The sequence below is a fragment of the Lacticaseibacillus pantheris DSM 15945 = JCM 12539 = NBRC 106106 genome (assembly GCF_001311175.1).
Classification (GTDB): Bacteria; Bacillota; Bacilli; order Lactobacillales; family Lactobacillaceae; genus Lacticaseibacillus; species Lacticaseibacillus pantheris.
The window spans coordinates 23388-43195 of sequence record NZ_BBAI01000016.1 but is presented as its reverse complement, the minus strand read 5'-3'; the positions used below and the strand labels follow the sequence as shown (position 1 = coordinate 43195).

Here is a 19808-nt window from a genome sequence, read left to right as displayed (position 1 = left end):
TAACATTTGGCCTGCCCGCCAACACGTTGTAAACTAGACCTAGCGATTAAATTAGTAACGAAGGACGGTGCTTGCATGCAACCAAACCTGTTAAACATTCACCATGGCTTTAACTTCCGTGATCTTGGCGGGTACACCACCACCGACGGCCGGCGTATCCGGAACCACCGCCTGGTGCGTTCGGGCAAACTGGACCAGTTGTCGGACCGCGACGTGCACTTTCTCAGTGAATATGGTGTCCGCCACGACGTAGACTTCCGCTCGCCGGATGAGCAGAGCCAAGCACCCGACCGGCAGCTTCCGGCGGCCAACTATTCCTCCCTACCCGTTTTCATTACCGACCAAACTCAGGTATCCAAAACGTGGGAAGAAGAACAGGCCGAGTTCTCGCAGGATGCCCAGGGCGGATTCAAAAACATGGTGCAGACCTATCGCAACCTGGTGCTACAAAAGCCGGCGCAGGATGCCTACCAGCGGTTCTTCAGGGTATTACTTAGTAGCAATCAGGAACACGCCACACTTTTCCATTGCACCGCCGGTAAGGACCGTACGGGTATGGGCGCCGTGTACTTACTCAGCGCACTCGGCGTTGACTCCCAAACCATTCGGGCCGATTACCTGGCCGCCAACCAGTTCATCCAGACACCACTAAACGATATTATGCAGGAAACGCGCGATCACGGCGGTAACGCCAACTTGTTGCAAAGTATCCACGACCTGTGGACCGTCCACGGGGAATTCTTAGACAGCGCGTTGGCAACCATTAAGGCGGATTACGGCGGCATGGACACGTACCTACACGACGTTATTGGCCTATCCAAGACGGACCGCGATGATTTGCAGCGGTTGTACTTGGAGGAAGCGGGATAAAGGAACACAGAGCGGAACCGTGCGGTTAGAAGGTAGAGTGTAAGTGATGCGGACGAGCCAGCCCGCTTTTGGCTGGGTGGTCCGCATTGCTTACACGGCACCTTCTGCACGGTGGAGCTCGACTATGAAACAGAGCGCAGCCCCGCGGTTAGAAACCGGAGCATAACGTACTTTGATGGTGAAGCCCGCACTTGGCTTCATCGTCAAAGTGGGTTATGTGCAGGTTTCTGCGGGGTGGAGCTCGACTATGAACACAGAGCGCAGCAGGCCGTTTAGAAGGCAGAGTATAAGTAACTCTAACCGAAAGGCCCGGGTTTGGCCTTTTGGTTAGAGTTGCTTATGCGGCGTCTTCTGGCCTGCGGAGCTCGACTATGAAGAGCGCCGCAGCCGTTCGTTCAACTCAAGGGAGGAACCATCATGAAACTATACCAAGGACTGACACAAGTAACCGTTAATGACGCGATGATTGATGATGCGCCCAATTTCGATATCACCACAGAGCTGGTTGCACCACTCCACTTCACGCCGAGTGAACTGTACCACTACATCGACTCAGTATTACAACCGGGTAGCCGGCACGACGAAAACAACCTTCGTTACGTTACCGACGCCCCGTTCATTGCTGAAAATTATGACTTTAAGGCGTTCACAACCATGGTTGACGTAACCACCTTTGAAGGTAAAATGCAGGTGGCACGTGCTCTGGTCGATGACCTGAACCGGCACGTATCCATTAATGTGGACACGGCCGACCACCACTTTGCCATCATTTTCGTTGACTAATAATCGTAGCAAATTGGGTCCTGAATACTCCGCGCGAGCTTCTCGACCCTATTTATTTTGAACATCACCACTCACAATCAGAAAGCGAATTTTGTCATGAATCAGAAACACTCCAAGCACCAGTACCCATCCATGCGCAACCGCGTACTGCCCAAGAATCCACTCAGTGGTCTGCCGGCGCCCACCAAAGTTGAATCCGGAATCGTTGCGGCCCTACCCAGCCTACGCAACAAGCGGGTGGCCGTTATCAATTCGGGCTCGTCGTGGCTCACGGAGTACGCCGTTAACGCTGGGGCGGACTCGGTCATTGGCGTTAGCCAGCATCGACATCAAGTCGATGCTGCACGCCAGCACACAGCTAGCGCCCAGTTGCGTTACCGCCTACTGCCCGCAAACCACTGGCAGCTACTAGGCGGTGCGTATGACATCATGGTTGCACGGGTTACCAGCAACGTGGAACTAATTGGCGCGGCGGCGGCCACCGGCGTGGTGGATGCTAAACACGGCTGTGTAGTCATCATTAATGACGGCTTAAACGTCGCGACGATCCGCCGTGTACTCACCGACCCACTAGAATGTGGCGGCCGGGTATGGAACAACACCCAAACAACTGGCAACACGCTAGTATTCCGTCCGCAAAGGTAGCCAGATAACGGCACAATGTATGACAACGCGAATATTTATGCGCACTTTTATGACTTAATAGAACATAAACGGCAGATTCATGATAAAATAGTTCCAGTTTACCAAAATGAGAAATGGGGAATGAACATATGGATAGTGGCCAAGTCGCCGCGAATATACTGGTGATGGTCGTTACCTTCATCTTCGCGGCGTTTTTCGTTGCGAGTGAATTTGCACTGGTACAAAGTCGTCCCAGTGCTTTGGAAGAATTATTGGATAGCGGGCAGGGCAACAAAAAAACGCCTCACCCGTGCGTTGAAGATGGTCCACAACCTGAATGAGTACCTGTCCACCACCCAAGTGGGTGTGTCGTTGGCCGGGATTATCATTGGTTGGATTGGTGAGGAAACCGTTGAGTTTCTCCTCATTGACCTCATGGGTCTGGTCCACCTGCAACTACCTCAAGGTGGGCTACGGACAATCGGTGCCATCCTTGGTGTGATTATCCTGACGTACCTCGAAGTCGTTTTAACCGAAATTGTGCCTAAGAACATTGCCATCGACTTTTCAATCAAGGTCCTAATGTTCGTGGTGACCCCACTACATTACTTTCACATCATCTTCTACCCGTTTGTATGGTTACTAAACAAATCGTCAGTCGGTATTGTGAAAATGATGGGGATCAAACCCGCGGACGAGAGCAACGAGGCCTTTTCACAGGCTGAAATTCTCAACCTGAGTAAAAACGCCATTTCAACCGGTGACATGGATAAGAACGATGTCGTCTACATGGAACGCGCCTTTGACCTCAACGACAAAACTGCCCGGGACATCATGGTCGACCGCACGCGCCTGATTGTGGTGGACGTTACCGACACGGTTCATGACGTTTTACGCCTGTACCTCAAGGAAGGCTTTAGCCGGTTCCCCGTGGTCGCGAACGGCGACAAGGACAAGATTCTGGGTTACGTTTACGTGTACGACCTAATTCGTCAGTCGCTGGCTGACGATAGCATCACGATGTCCAAAGTATTGCGGACAATCGTAACCGTACCCGAATCCACACCGATTCATGATATCCTGCAGCAGATGATTCGGCGCCAGGCGCCAATTGTCGTCGTCGCGGACGAGTATGGTGGGACAAGTGGTATTGTGACAGACAAAGATATTTACGAGGAACTATTCGGTACGGTCAAAGATGAAATCGATGATGTGTCCGACGAGTACATTCTGGCGACGGACAAAGATAACGTCTACAAGGTTAGTGGTAAAACCACGATGTACGACTTTGAGCGGTTCTTCCACACCGACATCCCGGACTTTGAAAATTCCGACGTGGTAACGGTTGGTGGCTCCATCATCGAACTGTACCCCAACCTCAAGCAAAACGACGAAATTGAGTTGGGCCGTTTTACGTTCAAGGTAATTGACTATGATCCAGGGTTCTTCGACTGGTTTGAGGTGACGGATAACCAACCCGATGCCGACAACGACGAGGCTACCCCTACCAGTGCCGCGTCAGCAACGAACGACCAGGACGATTAATAATTTTAAGTGCTCAAAAAAAAGCTTCCAGACAATCTGCCCGGAAGCTTTTTTGCTGCCATCAATTAGTGCTAGCAATCTTTGCACGTTTTGTATGCCGCTAACCAGATTAGGACCAACTTTGCCCACAAATGTAGGGGTAGCAACGGTTGCGCGGCTACAATAATAGTTGGAGTGAACCGGATACTACTTGAAGTACTGACCCAAGAAGTTCAGTACGCGACGCTTGTACGCGGCCGGATGGGTGGCCAGGCTCTTCGCGTGTCCCGCCCCGGGGACCACCCATAACTCCTTGGGGCCACGGGTCGACCGGTAGTTGGCGTACACCATCTTGGTCGGAACGAAATCGTCTTTGGCCCCGTGAATAAACAGCATCGGTCGGCGATTGCGCGCCAGGGTGCTGCTCGTCTTCGCGGCCGCAAAGTTGTTGTGGGTAATGACACTAGCCGTGGCAATAACGCCCGGTACTAACGGCCAGCGTGGTAGGTTGTACATCGACTGAGCCTTAGCCGCTAACTCGTCCGCAATGCTAGTGTACCCGCAATCCTCAATGAACGCCTTGACCTGATGCGGTAATTTCAGCCCCGCAGTGTACATCGTGGTCGCCCCACCCATGGAGACGCCGAACATTGCGATTTTGCTATTCGGGCCCACGCGTGTAATTACCTGCTTAATCCAGCCACGGTAATCCAACCGGTCCGGCCAGCCATAACCGATGTAATTGCCGTCGGATTGGCCGTGACCCCGGTCGTCAGGCGCCAGCACGTTGTAACCCGCATCGTGGAACAAGCGAATATAGCTGGCCATATCCTCCTTGGTGTTCATGTAACCGTGGGCCACCACGACAGTCTTCGTCGTTTTGTGTGTGGCCGGGACGTAATCCGCCACTAGCTGCCACGTGGCATGTCCCGTGGCCGACTCGTGCCACGTCTGCTTACGGACGTGCTGTAGCCAATCCTTATCCACCCGCTCCTGGCGCGTATTGCCGCTACCGAGAAAACTTTTCTTGCTGGGGACAAAGGCAAAGTTGTAAAAGTACAGGCAGGCCGCACAGTAAGCCACCACAATCAAGGTCACTAACCCGCCCAACAACCACCACACCCACTTATGCTTGCTAAACCATCGTTTCATTACTTCGTTCCTCCATCCTTGCCGTCGTTCACCATTATCACAGCGGTCACAAGGTGTGACACGCCACACATCATTTCGGGAGGCATTACTATGAACACTGATCAAGCCATGACCGCCTTCATTGACAGTTACTTCCGCGCCGTCAAGGGTTTTACCGCGGCGCTACAAGCGGCGGTCAGTCCTTACCAAATTTCCTTTGAACAATACCAAATCATGCGCGATATCGCCGTGGAACGCGTGCAGACCTTAACGGACATCGTTAAACTGCGCGGTGTGACCAAACCCGCCATCGCCCGGCAGATTAGCTCACTACTACGCCTCGGGTACGTTGAGCAAAATACTGCCAACGAAGACCACCGGCGCCGCCTAATCCACCTGACAACCACTGGGGCCGACGTGGAACGTATCATTACCGCCACGCCCGCGAGCGGTTCCAAATCATCACCCAACACATGGGTGACGGCGAACTGGCACAGCTAACCGAACTGCTCGCACAGCTCAACGCCGCCCTGGAAACGCCAACCAACGAATGATCCACATATCATTATCCCGCGCCCCATCCGTGACAGACAACCGGTGGGTGTAACGGACGGTCGCAGTGCATCCCCACGTATGGCCAGGTACAGCCAACCAAAAGCGGGCCCTCAAAACGGGGCCCGCCTTTTTGGTGCTATCGCAATAATTATTGTTCGTGTGCGTAAATGTATTCACGGGTCATGGGCAGGTTCTTGCCTGATGCTCCCTTCGAAATGAGGTACTGGATAACGTCAATGTTTCCAGACTCAAACGAGGCTGCGGCCGCCTGCAGGTACAGATCCCACATCCGGACAAATTCTTTGCCCATCTCTGCACGAATTGCCCCACGTTTGGCGTTGAAGTTATGATCCCAAATTTCGGTAGTCCGCTGGTAATGCCGACGCAGTGGTTCCAGATCGTTAATCTGTAGCCCCGCGTCAACGATGTGCTGCGTCATTTCGGTCAGACCTGGCACATACCCGCCAGGGAAAATGTACTTCGTTAACCAGGCGTTCGTCGCCCCACCCTGCTGCCGGGTGATACCGTGAATCAAAGCCACCCCGTCATCATTCATCAGGTCGGCCACTTTCTGGGTGTAGAGCCCGAGGTTCTCCTGACCCACATGTTCAAACATCCCCACGGACGTCACGTAATCAAACTTGCGGTCCAGCTCACGGTAGTCTTCCAAAATGACTTCCGCTACGTCTTCCAACCCGTCATCGTGAATGCGCTGCTGAACGTACTTGTATTGCTCCTCACTCAGAGTGATACCAGTAACCTTCAGCCCATACTCCTTGGCCGCGGTCAGCATCAGCGTGCCCCAGCCACAACCGATATCCAGCAACGTCTTACCCGGTTGCGGGTCCAACTTATTGATGATGTGGTGCACCTTGTTAATCTGAGCCTGTTCCAGTGTGTCCGTGTCGTGTTCAAAGTAGGCACAGGAGTACGTCATGGTTGGGTCCAACCACGCCTTGTAGAAATCATTACTAATATCGTAATGGCTCTGCACGTCCTTCTTGCTCTTGGACTCAGTGTGCGACTGCTTGGGCAGGAACTTAATAAATTTCTTGTTGCGCATAAAGCTACCCGCACTCTCGTAGGCAGCCGTCAAAACGCGTTGAATTGGCCGATCACCAGGTCCAGTAACGTCAATATCACCGGCCATGTAGGCCTCACCCAGCGCTAACGATGCGTTCTTGGAAAGTTCCTTAATCGAGATGGCCTTGTTGATGCTAACAGTTGCCTGGACAGCGCCTTCGCCGTAGGTCTCGCTGGTGCCATCCCAGTAGTTCACCGTCACAGGAATGTTAAACGAGTGGGCAAACATCGTTTGGTACAATTTCTTCTCTAACATAGGAACCTCCATTGCAAAAATTACTAACTATTATACAGCACACGCTAACTAAATGCATATGCAACCGTTACCACGATCAACTTTGCACTAATCGTTAAACCGACCCGTGTGCACGTCGGTCAGGTACTCGCCGAGTCCCGCAAAGTAGTCGTCGGGGTTGTCGAGCATCTGACCATGGCCCGCATGTGGTGTCACGTGCAACAGCGCGTGCTGGGCCTCAGCCGCCATCCGCGATGCGGCACCAAGCGGCATAGTTTCGTGGCCGCCAAAAGTCAGGTACATGGGTACGTTAATCTGCTGAATGTAGCCGCGCCGGTCCCAGTCCTTCAAGGCACCAACCATCACAAACTCATTGTCTCCCTGGAAGTAGTTGTACACGGGCGTCGCCATGGTGCTGATGAGGTGCCGAGGCTGCGGATCCGCCGCGTGGTGCAGGTACTCCTCCCCCAACTGGGCAACTAATTCCTGGTAGTGAGCATCACTAAAGTTATGTTGACTTTCCACGGTGTGCATGTAGCTAATTTCATCCGCGCTGAACATGGACTCGCGAATCTGGTTGACGCTGGTAATGTACTCGTCGAGATTATCAATCATTGAGCTCAGAATGACACCCGCCAGGTGCTCACCGTACTTCAAAGCGTACTCGATGTCCAATACGCCACCCCAAGACTGGCCCAGCAAGAAGAAGTGGTCGAGCCCCAACTGCTGACGCACCTCTTCAACCTCGTCAACGTAATACTCGATGTTGAAAAATTGCTCACGGTTTGCCGGATCATTGAAGTCAGGTTGGTCGGAATAAAACGATCCTAGCTGGTCATAGCGGCTAACGCGCACGTGGTACGGTGCCAGTCGCTCGGCAAAGTTCTCAAATACTTCGTTGGTCCCACCAGGCCCGCCGTGCAAGCAAAGTAACTGAATATCCCCGTACCTGTGTCTGGGTCCATAGGTGGTATCCGTTGCTTAACGTGATGAAACGCGTCCCGTTAGGATTTATTTTGGGCATAACAAAATCTCCTTACCTTTTTAGCATTACAAACATTATCGCACTCACGGCCCTAAAGTTTAAGGCTAGTCGTTCATGCGGCATGCGCCTGGGGCTTAAATTGCAACGATTGTAGCACATGCCGCCTAAACGTCGCCAATTCGTGCACATTATGGCGCGTGAGCAGGGCACGGGCCGCCGCAAAGTCGGATTCAAACTTATCCGACGCGTGGGCGTCGCTTCCCAGCGTCAGCAACTTACCGCCTAGCTCTAGGTACCAGTCCAGCACCATATCGTAGAGCGGAGCGTCATGCCAACGGTACATCGACTTGGTGTTTAACTCGAACGCCACGTTCTGCTCAATAATTACGCGCAAAATTTCCCGCAACGTGTCGCCCGCCCAATCTGCGAGCTGTGTCGGCGCCACGTCGAGTACGCGCAGGCCATAATCAAAGTGGGCCAGCACGTCAAAATCACCAAATTGGCGAATCCCAGCGAGCATCGCCGCATAATAGCCGCGTACGTGCTGCTCAAGGTCCACCGTTAAAAAGTGTTCGTCCTGGTAGTCGTAATGGCCGTCATGATGAAAACTCAATAGGGTCAAATCATAATCACCCGCGGCCAAATAGCGGCGAATTGCGTCCAACCGTGGCGCGTAGTAGCCGATCTCAATGCCCCGTAGCAACTGGTTGGGAAAGCGGCGCTGGAGCGTATCCTCTTCGGCTACGTACTCCGCATACGCGGGAGTATTGTCGCCACCATGATCGTCCGGATTACTCATCTCGAGGTGTTCAGTAGTGACGAACGGGTTACCCGTCTGGCGCAGGTAATCGGCAAACTGCGCTTCGGAATCGAATGAAAAATGGGTGTGCACGTGCTGATCGTAGTATGTCATCACAGAAGTCCCCTTTGCTATTACCGTATATGCATCATTATACTCTAGCGTTGCCCCACCATAATCCAACAGGTGGTAGCCCGTTGTTTAAACCAGGGCCCCTTTCCGAAGTTTGTGTGAAGTCCACCTTTGGCCCTAAGACAATTACCCGCGGAATCGTTACAATAAAGTGAGATTAAAATTCATTATCGAGGTGATACCATGCGGACAGATCCCCACACTGGACTCAAGCAAAGCTACGTTGACGCACAAATTGCCGCGGGGGCCCATAACGTTGAACAAGCACCCCTGACCCGCACGGTGGGCCAGATTATCGCCGGCAACACGTTCACCCTCTTTAACTTGGTCAACGTGGTCATTGCCGCGTTTATCATTACCACGGGTTCGTACAGCAACCTACTCTTCCTCGGGGTGGCTATTTTCAATACGGCCATTGGTACCTTTCAGGAAATCCGTTCCAAGCACCAGCTGGACTCCCTGACCATTGTTAGTGCGCCGCAAGCGACCGTAGTCCGTGACGGCCACACCACCACCATCTCGGCCGAGAACTTAGTGGTTGGTGATGCCCTCCAACTGCGGCGGGGCGCGCAGATCCCCGTTGACGGCGTGGTGTTAACCAACGGCAACCTGGAGGTGGACGAAAGCGCCCTGACCGGTGAGGCTAACTCCATTACCAAGCGCCCAGACGACGCGGTACTATCCGGCAGCTTTGTGGTGGCCGGCAACGCAACGGTGATGGTAACCAAAGTCGCGGGTGATACCTTTGCGGCCCGTCTTGCCAAGGAGGCCAAGGCTGAGCAAACCGACAAGGACAAAAACAGTAAGCTCCTGGCCACAATTAACCGGATTATTAAGGTGCTGACCTACGTGCTCATTCCACTAGGAATTGCACTCTTTACCGTTTCCATGGTGCGTCGGGGAGACTACAACCGCGCCATTTTGACAACCAGCGCCGCCGTGATTGGTATGATTCCCGAAGGGCTGGTACTGATGACGAACGTAGCCCTCGCCGTGGGGGCACGCAACCTGGGACAGCGGCGGGTTCTCGTCCGTTCCTTGACTGCCATTGAGGCCCTCGCGCGCGTGGATACCATCTGTCTGGATAAAACCGGGACCATTACCACTGGGCGCCTCATTGTGAACCGTGTAGTGCCAGTTGGTGACCACGACGCGGACGACCTGGCTAGTGCGGTCAGCGCAGTCACCTTTGCCCTCAACGACGATAACGAAACCGCCATCGCCATTAAGGAATACTTCCCACAGCCGCCCCAATGGACCGTCACCAATACAGTGCCGTTCAGCTCCGCCCGTAAATGGTCTGGGGCCACGTTCAGCGATGGCACCAGCTACTTTATGGGTGCCCCCGAGTTCACCTTTGGCGACACCCTCACCGCCGAGAACACCACCGCTATCAATGACGCTGCCGCCGCCGGATACCGGGTGCTCGCCGTGGGCCGCACCCCCGACGCACTATCCGTTCCGTTGACGCATACCGACCTAATCGGCTTTGTCCTCATTGCCGACGAAATCCGGCCGGCCGCAATGGACACCTTTGCCTACTTTGCCGGCCAGGACGTGCAGCTCAAAGTTATTTCCGGGGACAACCCCATTACCGTAGCCAGTGTTGCCCGGCGTGCCGGCATCCAGGGGACCGACCAGTACGTTAATATGACCACCGTGGGCGAACAACCTGACTACGATGCGTTGGTGCGCGACTACAACGTCTTTGGTCGCGTGACGCCCGAACAAAAGAAGCATCTGATTGCCGCGTACCAAGACGCCGGGCACACCGTCGCCATGACTGGGGATGGTGTCAATGACGTGCTGGCGTTACGCCAATCGGACTGTGCCATCGCCATGGCTAGCGGTAGTGAAGCCGCCAGTGCCATCGCCGACTTTGTGCTCCTCGACTCGAACTTTGACGCCATGACTGGGGTGCTGAACGAGGGGCGCCGCGTCATCAACAACATCGAAAGTGTTGCGTCTTTGTTCCTCATTAAGACGATGTACTCCGTCGCGCTCATCATTATCTTCATCTTCCTGAACGCCGACTATCCCATCATCCCCATCAACCTCACGCCGGTTTCGGCGGTTACGGTGGCCATTCCCTCATTCTTCCTGTCACTCGAACCAAACTTTGCCCGGGTCACCGGACAGTTTATGAAGAAGGTTATGACCTTCGCGGCCCCCGCCGCACTCGAAGTGGTGGCGTACACGTTGCTGATGACCTGGCTGGAGTCGGCCCTTCACCTGTCCTTTGACACCACGGGAACCATTGTGGCCCTCCTCATTACTTGCGTCTGCTACAACGTGCTGTTCCGGGTATCCCGGCCGTTCAACCGACTCAAAGTGGGGATGCTGGCCGTGATTGCGGTCACCATGTTCGGGGTGTTCTTCGTGGCTAACCACGTCTTTTCACTAGTTTCGTTGTGGAACTGGGGACTCTTCATACTGTACGCACCACTGGCCGTATCGACCTACCCCGTCTACATCATTCTGCAAGAGTTCCTGGGTCGACGGGTACTCGGGCGGATCAAGTGGCGCTCATAAAGTGGCTGTTGCCCCCAACTGTTATAATGGGTGTGTAGGTATTGGTTAAGAAAGAAGCGTGTTCATATTTATGCACCCAGAAATTGGTTCCGTCATTCGTACTACCCGTGATGCCCACGGTCAATCCGTTGATGAATTAGCGGCCGGTATTTGTCCCCCAGATCAACTGTCAGCAATCGAGGCCGGAGCGGTCGTCCCCAACATTGCCACCATCATCGGCGTTAGTCAGCGCCTTGGCGTGCGCCTGAACCACTTTGCTTTGGCAGAACAGTATCCGGTGGGACGGAGCCAGAGGCATAATACCCAACTGGCAAGCAGCCTGGCAGATGGCGATTACCTCGCAGTCAAACGGTTGCTCAATTCCCCCGACTACGCCGACGCAAATATGAACGACGCTCAGGCCCAGGCGTACTACTTTTATCTGGGTGTTGCCGACTTAATGGTGGACGCTAACCTGGACGGTGCACGCTATAACCTCCACATGGCAATCAACGTGAACCCCCAGCGTTCATCCCTGACGGCACTTTGCTACGCCTACACCGCGCTAGTGGCGGGCCAGGGACGCAAAGTCGCGGCGGTGACCGCTGCCACAGCTGCGGCCATGAAGGTAGTCCACACGTTGCCGTTCAGCGCGAACGTCAATGCCACTAACTATCTTTGCGCACTCGCCTACTTCTACGCCCACGACGCCGTACACGCCGCCCAGTTCGCGGTGGCCGGTTTGCGGGCAGCGGCTGCCCACCACGACCGCACGTTGGTGCTACACGCGTACAGTCTGTTAGCACAACTGGTCCGCAACACCGCCAGCAACCCGCACGACCTGATTGCACTCGGTGGTGTGACTGATTGGACCACCATTATGGATTTCTAGAAGATAAAAATGTGAGATTAGCCAGTTAAATTTAACTGGCTTTTTGTTTAAATTTAATTTACACTCATTGTAGGCGGATACAGGGCCGCCCTACCTAATGAGGGAAGTGATTGCAATGTCAGCAGACTGGCACCGTGAGTATGACAATGATGCGCTACTGTTCGGGTTGTTAACCGGCATTAAACCGATTCCGGACGTTGCCGCCACCAAGCCATCCTTACCACAAACCGGAACACAAGCACAGGAGCATGGAGTAGATGCCAACCAATCAGTTACCCACAAGTAATCCACGTTAAACACCCGTCGGTAATTTCGGCGGGTGTTTAGCGTTATTGTCTAACTACCAAATAATGCAATTTACCAGGAGGAATACTTATGCCCACAGCCTTACCACCACGAAACGCTATCGATCCACGTGACACCTGGGATTTGAGTCCAATTTTTAAGGACCCCGATGCTTGGCGAGCAGCCAATAAGCAACTGCAACAACTGTCCCAGTCATTCCGCGACCACTACCTAGATCAACTCACCGCACCGGAACAAATTGTCGCGGCACTTGATGACCTCAACGCCATTGAAACGTTGAGGGAATGCGTTGACTGCTACGCCGCATTTCCGAAAAGCGCGGACAGCACGAACCCCACCCTCAACGCCCGTGTAGCCACTAACGCTAACGTTCAGGCTCAAGTGGACAACGCGTTGAGCTTTCTGCTACCCGCGCTGACCGATCTGCCGGCGTCCACACTTGCCACTGTTCGCCAGCTCCGACCGCAATACGACGGCTACATACGCCACTTACAGGTTGCACACGGTCACACACTCGCGCCCAACGTCGAGGGTGCGCTTGCCAGCATGGCCCCCGCACTGGATACGTTCCGCAACGTGCGGCGTCAGACCATCGCCGGGGACATGGACTTCGGTACGTTTAGTGCACACGGACAAAGTCACCCACTCGACTTTGTCAGCTACGAGGAAACCTACCAAAAGCATCCTGATACCGACATCCGCCGGGCCGCATTCACCAAGTTCAGTGCCACCCTGCACCAGTACGAACACGCCTTCGCCACCGCGTACCTCGGCCAGGTCACCCGCGAAAAGGCGGAGGCCACGCTCCGCGGGTACGACTCCGTGATCGATTTCTTGTTGGCGGACGAGGAAGTACCGCGCGCCCTCTTTGACCGTCAAATTGACGTCCTCATGGACCGGCTCGCGCCCGTGATGCGCCGCTACGTCCAACACGTCGCGGACGTGCGTGGGCTCGACCACATCACGTACACGGACCTGCAAATTGATATTGACCCCGACTTTGCCCCCCAGTACCGCCAAAGTGACGCGGCGGATATTGTTGCTCACGCTACTGCGGTTTTGGGAGACGACTACCAGCAGCTCATGCGCCGGGCCATCGGCGACCGCTGGGTGGACTATGCCGCTAACGTGGGCAAGGATTCAGGTGCCTACACGGAGATGCCGTACGGCGTGCACCCGTACATCATGATGACGTGGACGGACACCATGCCCGCGCTGTACACCCTCATTCACGAGCTGGGCCACGTTGGCCAGATGCAATACTCGGCGGACGCGCATCCCGCCATCAACTGGGTGATGCCCATCTACCATTGCGAAGCGCCATCAACCTTTAACGAGCTACTGCTCACCCGCTACCTGACCGAGCAGGCCCACGACGATGCACGGTTGCAACGCTTCGCCCTCTCCCGGCTACTGGGCGACACGTACTTCCACAACTGCGTCACCCACTTGCTGGAAGCCGCGTTCCAACGCGAGGTGTACACGCTAATTGACAAAGGTGAGAGCTTCAACGCAGAACGGCTTAATCAAATTAAGCTGGGGCTACTCCGGAAATTCTGGGGCGATACCGTTGACCTGACTGGTGCGGAAACTACCTGGATGCGCCAGGATCACTACTTCCTGGGGCTATATTCGTACAGTTACTCGGCCAGCCTCACGATTGCGACGCAGGCCTGGCAAGCGTTGGATCAAGACCAAAGTAGCGCGGTCACCCGTTGGCGCGAATTTCTAGCACTCGGTAACAGCCTACCACCAGTGCAAGCAGCGGCCGTCGCCGGGGTGGACGTGACGACCGACGCGCCTTTGCAACACATGGTGGACTTCCTGGACGCCACCGAACGGAAAATCGAGGGACTCACGGCGGCAATTAACCGGGCAGAGGCTAACATGGTGCGCCGGACTACTTAACCGTTCAATAATAGCGTACAAAAAATCGTGTCGGTAATAATCACCACCAAGATTGCTTTGCAGCTTGGTGGTCATGTTACCGACACGATTTTTTATTCACGATGTCGCACTGGTTATACGTAACGGGCACGGTTCTCGAAGTTCAGTTTACCGATGACCACGTCACTAGAGTGCGCGCCACCCTCAACGAGGAGGCCCTGGTTATCCAACATCTTGATGATGAAGTTTTGGGTCGCCAAAGTTAAGTTAATTCCAGAGGTGATTTCGACGTTTTGCGTCTTAGCGTAATCAATTGCACCCTGGACGGACAGTGTCAGGGTGTCCTGGAAGGTGGTGGTCAACTTGGCGTAGAGGTTATCTAACTGCTGGTCAACGTAGTCGCTAATAGCGGCAAAGTAGGCCTTATGTCCAGCTTGCAGCTTCATGTAGCGGGCTACTAATTGATTATTATCAATTGTCATATGTGGAATACTCCTATCAGGTTATTATTGTATAAGTTTACCACAGAGCGGAGCGGGACGCTCAGAAACTGGAGTGTAACTTGCTTAAGTGAAAAAGCGCGCTCTACAGTGATTTAAGGAAAAATCGGTCCATCGTTGTGTGCGGTCCGTCTGCCAGTGGTCCCGGCAACGGCTGATAGCCCAGCTTGGGGTACAACTGACACGCAACCGTTAAACTGTGGTGCGTTTCCAGATACATTTGCTGAAACCCTGCTGCACGCGCTGCGCTCTCGGCCCGTACCACTAATTGTCGACTAGCACCGTGGCCCTGCGCAACCGGGCTAATGTATAATTTTTGCAGTTCCGCAACGGGACCATCGTACTCCGCAAAGCCGCAGCCCCCGACCGCATGATTATTGTCGTCAACTAACACAAAATATCCGCTTTGTTCCTGTTGGTAAAACTCGAATAGATGGTCTAACTGCGGATCAAAGTAGGCCGTCCCGGGTATATCCAGGCCAAAGTGAGACAAACTTGAGCGCACCAGGTCAGCGACGGCCTGGTCGTCTTGAATCGTCATTTGTCGAATACGCATAATATCATCCCCCATAAACACTTTGGTTAGAGCTTATTGTACCGCTTGAATAACCGTCCGTCTCGGGTCGGCGGGAGCAAAGACGGCAATTTGCAGAATAATCAGCATAATAAAAATCACCTAGACCAGTTAGGTCCAAGTGCTTCACATATAATGTATCAGCTCTCCTTGACGAAGAGCCCAAACATTAATCTTTAGTACGAATAGTAAAGCCGTTACGCTTCTTGCCTGAACGGTTGCGGTCGTCACGACGACGGTCATCACGACGCCCACCACCATTACCATGGTGATCCGAGCTGGTGTTCCGATCGCGAGATCCGCGGTAACCACCACGACGCTCGCCGTTACGGCCACCACGATAACCGCCACGGCTGTTATTGCCACGGTAACCACCACGACCGCCATTACGGTTACGGCCACCACCGTGACCGCGGTGAGGCAACGGACGTTCCGGTGTAATCTTAACCGGAACAGACGAAGCATCATCTGGTGCAACGCTCTTCAACAACGCGGACGCAATCTGCTCCGGAGTGTATTCCTTCAACAGTGCGGCAGCGTCATCATCAAACTTGCTGAGGTCGCTATCCATGATTTCCTTAACGTTCGTCAGAGCAGTGTCCAACTGGCCACGGAATGCCTCTTCAGCAGTTGGTGGCTTCATCGGTAGCATCCGCTTCTTGGTCAGGTCCTCAATGGTCCGCAGGTAGTCAATTTCGCCTGGGGTCACAAAGGTCACGGAAACACCGGAGTTCCCGGCACGGCCAGTACGACCAATACGGTGCACGTAGCTGTCAGGATCCTGAGGAATGTCGTAGTTGTAAACGTGGGTCACACCGGAAACATCCAGTCCACGTGCTGCAACATCCGTGGCCACCAAGAAGTCGAGTTCGCCACTCTTGAACTGCTTCAAGACGGCGGAACGCTTCTGCTGGGTCAGGTCACCATGAATACCCTCGGCCTTGTAACCACGGGCCTGTAATCCCTTGGTCAATTCATCAACGCGACGCTTAGTCCGGCCAAAGATGAGGGCCAATTCGGGGCCCTGTACATCAAAGATGCGGGTCATGATGTCAAACTTCTCAAAGTCCTTGGAGCGTACATAGTACTGGTCGATGTTGTCCGCAGTCAACTCTTTGCTCTTGATCTGCACCGTTTCTGGCTCATGCATGAACTTGTTGGCAATGTTCATGATTGGCTTAGGCATCGTGGCGGAGAACAGCAGGGTCTGACGGCCCTCCGGTGCGCTCTTAACGATACTTTCAATATCGTCGATGAAACCCATATCCAGCATTTCATCGGCTTCGTCGAGCACCAAAGTCCGGAGGTTCTCCAGCTTCAGCGTGTGACGGTTAATGTGGTCGAGCAGACGACCCGGAGTACCCACAACAATCTGTGGGTGGTCAGCCAAACCGCGAATTTGGCGACGAATGTCAGAACCACCGTAGACGGCCTGAACACGCGCATGCTTGTCGCGACCCAACCGGTAGAGTTCTTCCTGAGTCTGAATGGCCAGTTCCCGCGTTGGTGAAATTACCAGCGCCTGAACGGAACGGTCGCTAAAATCAACGTGTTGCAGTAACGGCAAACCAAAGGCAGCGGTTTTACCGGTACCCGTTTGGGCCTGCCCAATGACATCCTTACCCGCTAATACCAACGGGATTGTGGCCGACTGGATGGGGGTTGCTTCTTCAAACCCCGCACGGTCGATAGCCTTGAGCAAATCTGGGTCCAAACCTAATTCTGTAAACTTCAAATGAGTCCTCCTAGTGTGTGCATATGCACACCACAAAACCGGAGAATACGTACCGTGAAGGTACCGTTTTGTAACGTGCATAGTGTGTTATCAAAAAAAAGCGTTCTTATTATTATACCTTGACGCGGCTGAAAACGCAAAGAAAGCACCACTAGTCCTGCTGTTTCACACTTTCCTTTCATAATTACCAGCCACGAAAAAAACCGCAGAATGCGTCACGCCAACAATGGTAGCGATTTAGTGCCCGCGTTATTTGCCGCGACCCAATCAATAGACAAAGGAGCAGCACCCCTAGACTGCGGCGCCGCTCCCAAACATTAATTATTCACGTGATCCGTCAAGCAGTGCCTGCAACACCTTTTCCAGGTGCATGCCGTGGCTACCCTTCAGCAAAATCAGGTCATCGGAGTACACCCCGTCCAGCAACTGGGACGACAGGTGGCTTTGGCTGTCCTGATCAAAGTAGAATAGATGTTCCGCATCATACTTGTCCGCTAGGCGCTCGTACAAAGCCCGCATTTCCGGCCCGTAAAGGTAGACGCACTGCACTTGCTCGGGGTCCAGCGCGTCCGCCAACCCAGCGTGCAGTTCATGACTGGCCTCTCCTAGCTCTAGCATATCGCCCAGCACGGCGATGCGCCGACCCTGCGTCGGCACTTTGACAAAGTCGTTCAGCACCGCCCGCACAGCGGTAGGGTTCGAATTGTACACGTCGCTGAGGATAGCTTCGCCAGCATCCCCAGTCAACCATTCCGTCCGGTTCCGCGTCACCTTGAAGTGCGCGAGGGCATCCCGCATTGCTTCCGGCTTAACGTGGAAACGCCGGCCAACCAAAATGGCAGCCAGGGCATTGTTGACGTTGTACTCCCCCATCATTGGGATCGAGAAATGGACGTCAGGCCAACGGGAAACGTCAAACTCGGTGTGGTCGCGGAACGCTTGAACGTGCTCCGCCGCCAGGTCGTTGTCAGGCGCGAGCCCAAAGGTGACCTGATCCTGGTCAACTTTGCTGGCACGTTCACGCAACAACGGTTCGTCCCCATTGTAGACAAACAGGCCGTCATCCTTCAAGCCCGACACAATTTCCATCTTGGCATCCGCAATGCGGTCACGCGTCTTGAAGAACTCGATGTGGGCCTCCCCAATCATCGTGATAACCGCCACGTCCGGTTCGGCCAGGCCGCTGAGGCTTCCAGCTCGCCAAAGTGGTCCATCCCCATCTCCACGACTAATACTTCCGTGTTGGATTCCATGGACAGAATGGTCACGGGGACGCCAATTGCGTTGTTAAAGTTATCCTGCGTCTTAACCACCCGATACTGGCTCGCCAGAATGGCTGCGGTCATATCCTTAGTGGTAGTCTTACCATTACTACCGGTAATCGCGACCACTTTGGGGTTAACCCGAATTAACAGGTAGTACCGCGCCCAGTCCTGCAATGCACGCAAAGGGTCATCAACAACCAACACAGCGGCGTTACCTACGCGACTTTGCGTACTATCCGCGTGAGCGTGGTCACAGAAGCTGGCCACCGCACCTCCCGCGAATGCCTGCTCAATAAACTCATGACCATCACGATTGCCTTTTAATGGTACAAAAAGGTCACCATGCTTCACTTCACGCGCATCGAAGCACACCCCCGTGACCGTAATTTGGTCGGCGTTAGCGGGTGCGGTTGCCCCCACGACGCTGGCAATTGTATCCAGGGTCATTTTCATGACAAATTTCTCCCCTATATAAAAACGGGTAGGCGCATTAGCTGCACGCACCCGTCTTTGAATTAATCCGTAACGTGACGTCACGGCCTGATAATTAACTACATTATGGTAGCTAACTAACTTCAACTAATTTGAACTCATCAATTTTACCGCGAAACAGGCCGTGATGCCACTACTTTATCCGCTGCAGCATGTAAGTATCCAACCAGTGCCGATCACGGCGGATACCAAAGTAGCCCACGATGCCAAGAAAGAGGCTCCCCACAAAGTCCATGCATAGGTCCCCCATGGTATCCATCAACGCGGCCCGGCCGGCCAACAGGTGGCCACCGCTCATGTAACGTTGCATGTTCATCCCGAACAGGCCGTCACCGGTAAATTCATAAAACTCCCAGCAGACGCCGACCATGGTACCAAAGGCAACGGCAAAGAGGCTTAAGAGTAGCGGGCTAACGTGCTCACGCTGATCGGCCGGTGTGAGCGCGGCAAAGATCATGTAGCCCAACCCAGCCAGCATGGCCGCTGAAAATGCGTGTTCAACTTTGTCCCAGTACGGCACCGAGTACATTCCCATCCCTGTACCCAAGAGAATGGCCATCAAAATGAAAATTTCATAAAGTGCCACCAGTAATGGCGGTAACTGTACATGGAACCACCTGGTTAGGAGTGGTGGTATCGACGCCAGCACCAATCCCGAAGCAACCTGGATAATCAGGCCCAACTGGCTGCTACGCCACGGATGACCCGCAATGAGCAGGCCACCACAAATGATAATGTACAGTAACATACCCACAATATTTAAATAGTACAAGTATTGGCTTAGTTTGCGCATGGTAATACCTCCATCACTACTATTTTAACAGACCCCAGGATACTGCGAACACCAGTCTCGGCAGACAAAGACTGTCCAGCCGTGTCGGAAGGCAAAGCGCAGTAGTTGGGGCGCTCGCTGTTGGCGCACACT

The 19808-nt window shown here is 53.9% G+C and carries 15 protein-coding genes and 3 pseudogenes; 9 read left to right on the top strand and 9 right to left on the bottom strand.

Features of this window, described 5'->3' with window-relative positions:
• Positions 1 to 75 precede the first annotated feature (75 nt).
• From JCM12539_RS06720 to JCM12539_RS06705, 4 genes and pseudogenes are all read left to right on the top strand, one after another.
• On the top strand, positions 76 to 870 hold the full coding sequence (locus JCM12539_RS06720) for a tyrosine-protein phosphatase (protein WP_054650229.1): 795 nt from the start codon (positions 76 to 78) through the stop codon (positions 868 to 870).
• 417 nt (positions 871 to 1287) lie between these two features.
• Positions 1288 to 1653 carry a hypothetical protein gene (locus JCM12539_RS06715; RefSeq protein WP_054650227.1) on the top strand — a complete coding sequence of 122 codons (366 nt, stop codon included), beginning with the start codon at positions 1288 to 1290 and terminating at the stop codon, positions 1651 to 1653.
• A gap of 96 nt (positions 1654 to 1749) precedes the next feature.
• Entirely contained in the window at positions 1750 to 2298 is a 549-nt protein-coding gene (locus tag JCM12539_RS06710) for a class I SAM-dependent methyltransferase (RefSeq protein WP_054650225.1), read from the top strand.
• Between the two features lie 128 nt (positions 2299 to 2426).
• A pseudogene (locus tag JCM12539_RS06705) lies at positions 2427 to 3822 on the top strand (hemolysin family protein).
• Between the two features lie 186 nt (positions 3823 to 4008).
• Here the strand turns inward: JCM12539_RS06705 and JCM12539_RS06700 are convergent.
• Positions 4009 to 4953 carry an alpha/beta hydrolase gene (locus JCM12539_RS06700; protein ID WP_054650222.1) on the bottom strand — a complete coding sequence of 315 codons (945 nt, stop codon included), beginning with the start codon at positions 4951 to 4953 and terminating at the stop codon, positions 4009 to 4011.
• Between the two features lie 90 nt (positions 4954 to 5043).
• Between JCM12539_RS06700 and JCM12539_RS06695 the strand changes: the two genes are divergently transcribed.
• Positions 5044 to 5433: a MarR family winged helix-turn-helix transcriptional regulator gene (locus tag JCM12539_RS06695; RefSeq protein ID WP_054650220.1), complete on the top strand. Its 390-nt coding sequence runs from the start codon at positions 5044 to 5046 to the stop codon at positions 5431 to 5433.
• Between the two features lie 202 nt (positions 5434 to 5635).
• On the opposite strand, the gene JCM12539_RS06690 is transcribed toward JCM12539_RS06695, so the two are convergent.
• The 3 genes and pseudogenes from JCM12539_RS06690 to JCM12539_RS06680 all read right to left on the bottom strand — a co-directional run bounded on the left by JCM12539_RS06690 (position 5636) and on the right by JCM12539_RS06680 (position 8703).
• Positions 5636 to 6826 carry an SAM-dependent methyltransferase gene (locus tag JCM12539_RS06690; RefSeq protein WP_054650218.1) on the bottom strand — a complete coding sequence of 397 codons (1191 nt, stop codon included), beginning with the start codon at positions 6824 to 6826 and terminating at the stop codon, positions 5636 to 5638.
• A gap of 87 nt (positions 6827 to 6913) precedes the next feature.
• Positions 6914 to 7829, bottom strand: a pseudogene (locus JCM12539_RS06685) (proline iminopeptidase-family hydrolase).
• A gap of 73 nt (positions 7830 to 7902) precedes the next feature.
• Positions 7903 to 8703: a PHP domain-containing protein gene (locus tag JCM12539_RS06680; protein ID WP_054650216.1), complete on the bottom strand. Its 801-nt coding sequence runs from the start codon at positions 8701 to 8703 to the stop codon at positions 7903 to 7905.
• A 201-nt stretch (positions 8704 to 8904) separates the two neighbouring features.
• Between JCM12539_RS06680 and JCM12539_RS06675 the strand changes: the two genes are divergently transcribed.
• The 4 genes from JCM12539_RS06675 to JCM12539_RS06665 all read left to right on the top strand — a co-directional run bounded on the left by JCM12539_RS06675 (position 8905) and on the right by JCM12539_RS06665 (position 14338).
• A complete protein-coding gene (locus JCM12539_RS06675; protein WP_054650214.1) occupies positions 8905 to 11253 on the top strand; it encodes a cation-translocating P-type ATPase in 2349 nt (782 codons plus the stop codon).
• Between the two features lie 70 nt (positions 11254 to 11323).
• Positions 11324 to 12124 (top strand): helix-turn-helix domain-containing protein, encoded by an 801-nt coding sequence (locus JCM12539_RS06670; RefSeq protein ID WP_054650212.1) that lies wholly within the window; start codon positions 11324 to 11326, stop codon positions 12122 to 12124.
• A gap of 115 nt (positions 12125 to 12239) precedes the next feature.
• Complete coding sequence (locus JCM12539_RS13175) at positions 12240 to 12410, top strand: hypothetical protein (RefSeq protein WP_156302110.1); 171 nt, start codon at positions 12240 to 12242, stop codon at positions 12408 to 12410.
• 89 nt (positions 12411 to 12499) lie between these two features.
• The gene (locus JCM12539_RS06665; RefSeq protein WP_054650210.1) at positions 12500 to 14338 is read left to right on the top strand and encodes a M3 family oligoendopeptidase; all 1839 of its coding nucleotides are present in this window, start codon (positions 12500 to 12502) and stop codon (positions 14336 to 14338) included.
• 113 nt (positions 14339 to 14451) lie between these two features.
• Here JCM12539_RS06665 and JCM12539_RS06660 read toward each other — a convergent pair whose 3' ends face one another.
• From JCM12539_RS06660 to JCM12539_RS06640, 5 genes and pseudogenes are all read right to left on the bottom strand, one after another.
• Positions 14452 to 14799: a hypothetical protein gene (locus JCM12539_RS06660; RefSeq protein WP_054650208.1), complete on the bottom strand. Its 348-nt coding sequence runs from the start codon at positions 14797 to 14799 to the stop codon at positions 14452 to 14454.
• Between the two features lie 103 nt (positions 14800 to 14902).
• Entirely contained in the window at positions 14903 to 15373 is a 471-nt protein-coding gene (locus tag JCM12539_RS06655) for a GNAT family N-acetyltransferase (protein ID WP_054650206.1), read from the bottom strand.
• Between the two features lie 187 nt (positions 15374 to 15560).
• Positions 15561 to 17126 (bottom strand): degradosome RNA helicase CshA, encoded by a 1566-nt coding sequence (gene cshA / locus JCM12539_RS06650; RefSeq protein WP_054650204.1) that lies wholly within the window; start codon positions 17124 to 17126, stop codon positions 15561 to 15563.
• 321 nt (positions 17127 to 17447) lie between these two features.
• Positions 17448 to 18844, bottom strand: a pseudogene (locus JCM12539_RS06645) (UDP-N-acetylmuramoyl-tripeptide--D-alanyl-D-alanine ligase).
• Between the two features lie 172 nt (positions 18845 to 19016).
• Entirely contained in the window at positions 19017 to 19676 is a 660-nt protein-coding gene (locus JCM12539_RS06640; RefSeq protein WP_054650202.1) for a DUF2238 domain-containing protein, read from the bottom strand.
• Positions 19677 to 19808: the final 132 nt, after the last annotated feature.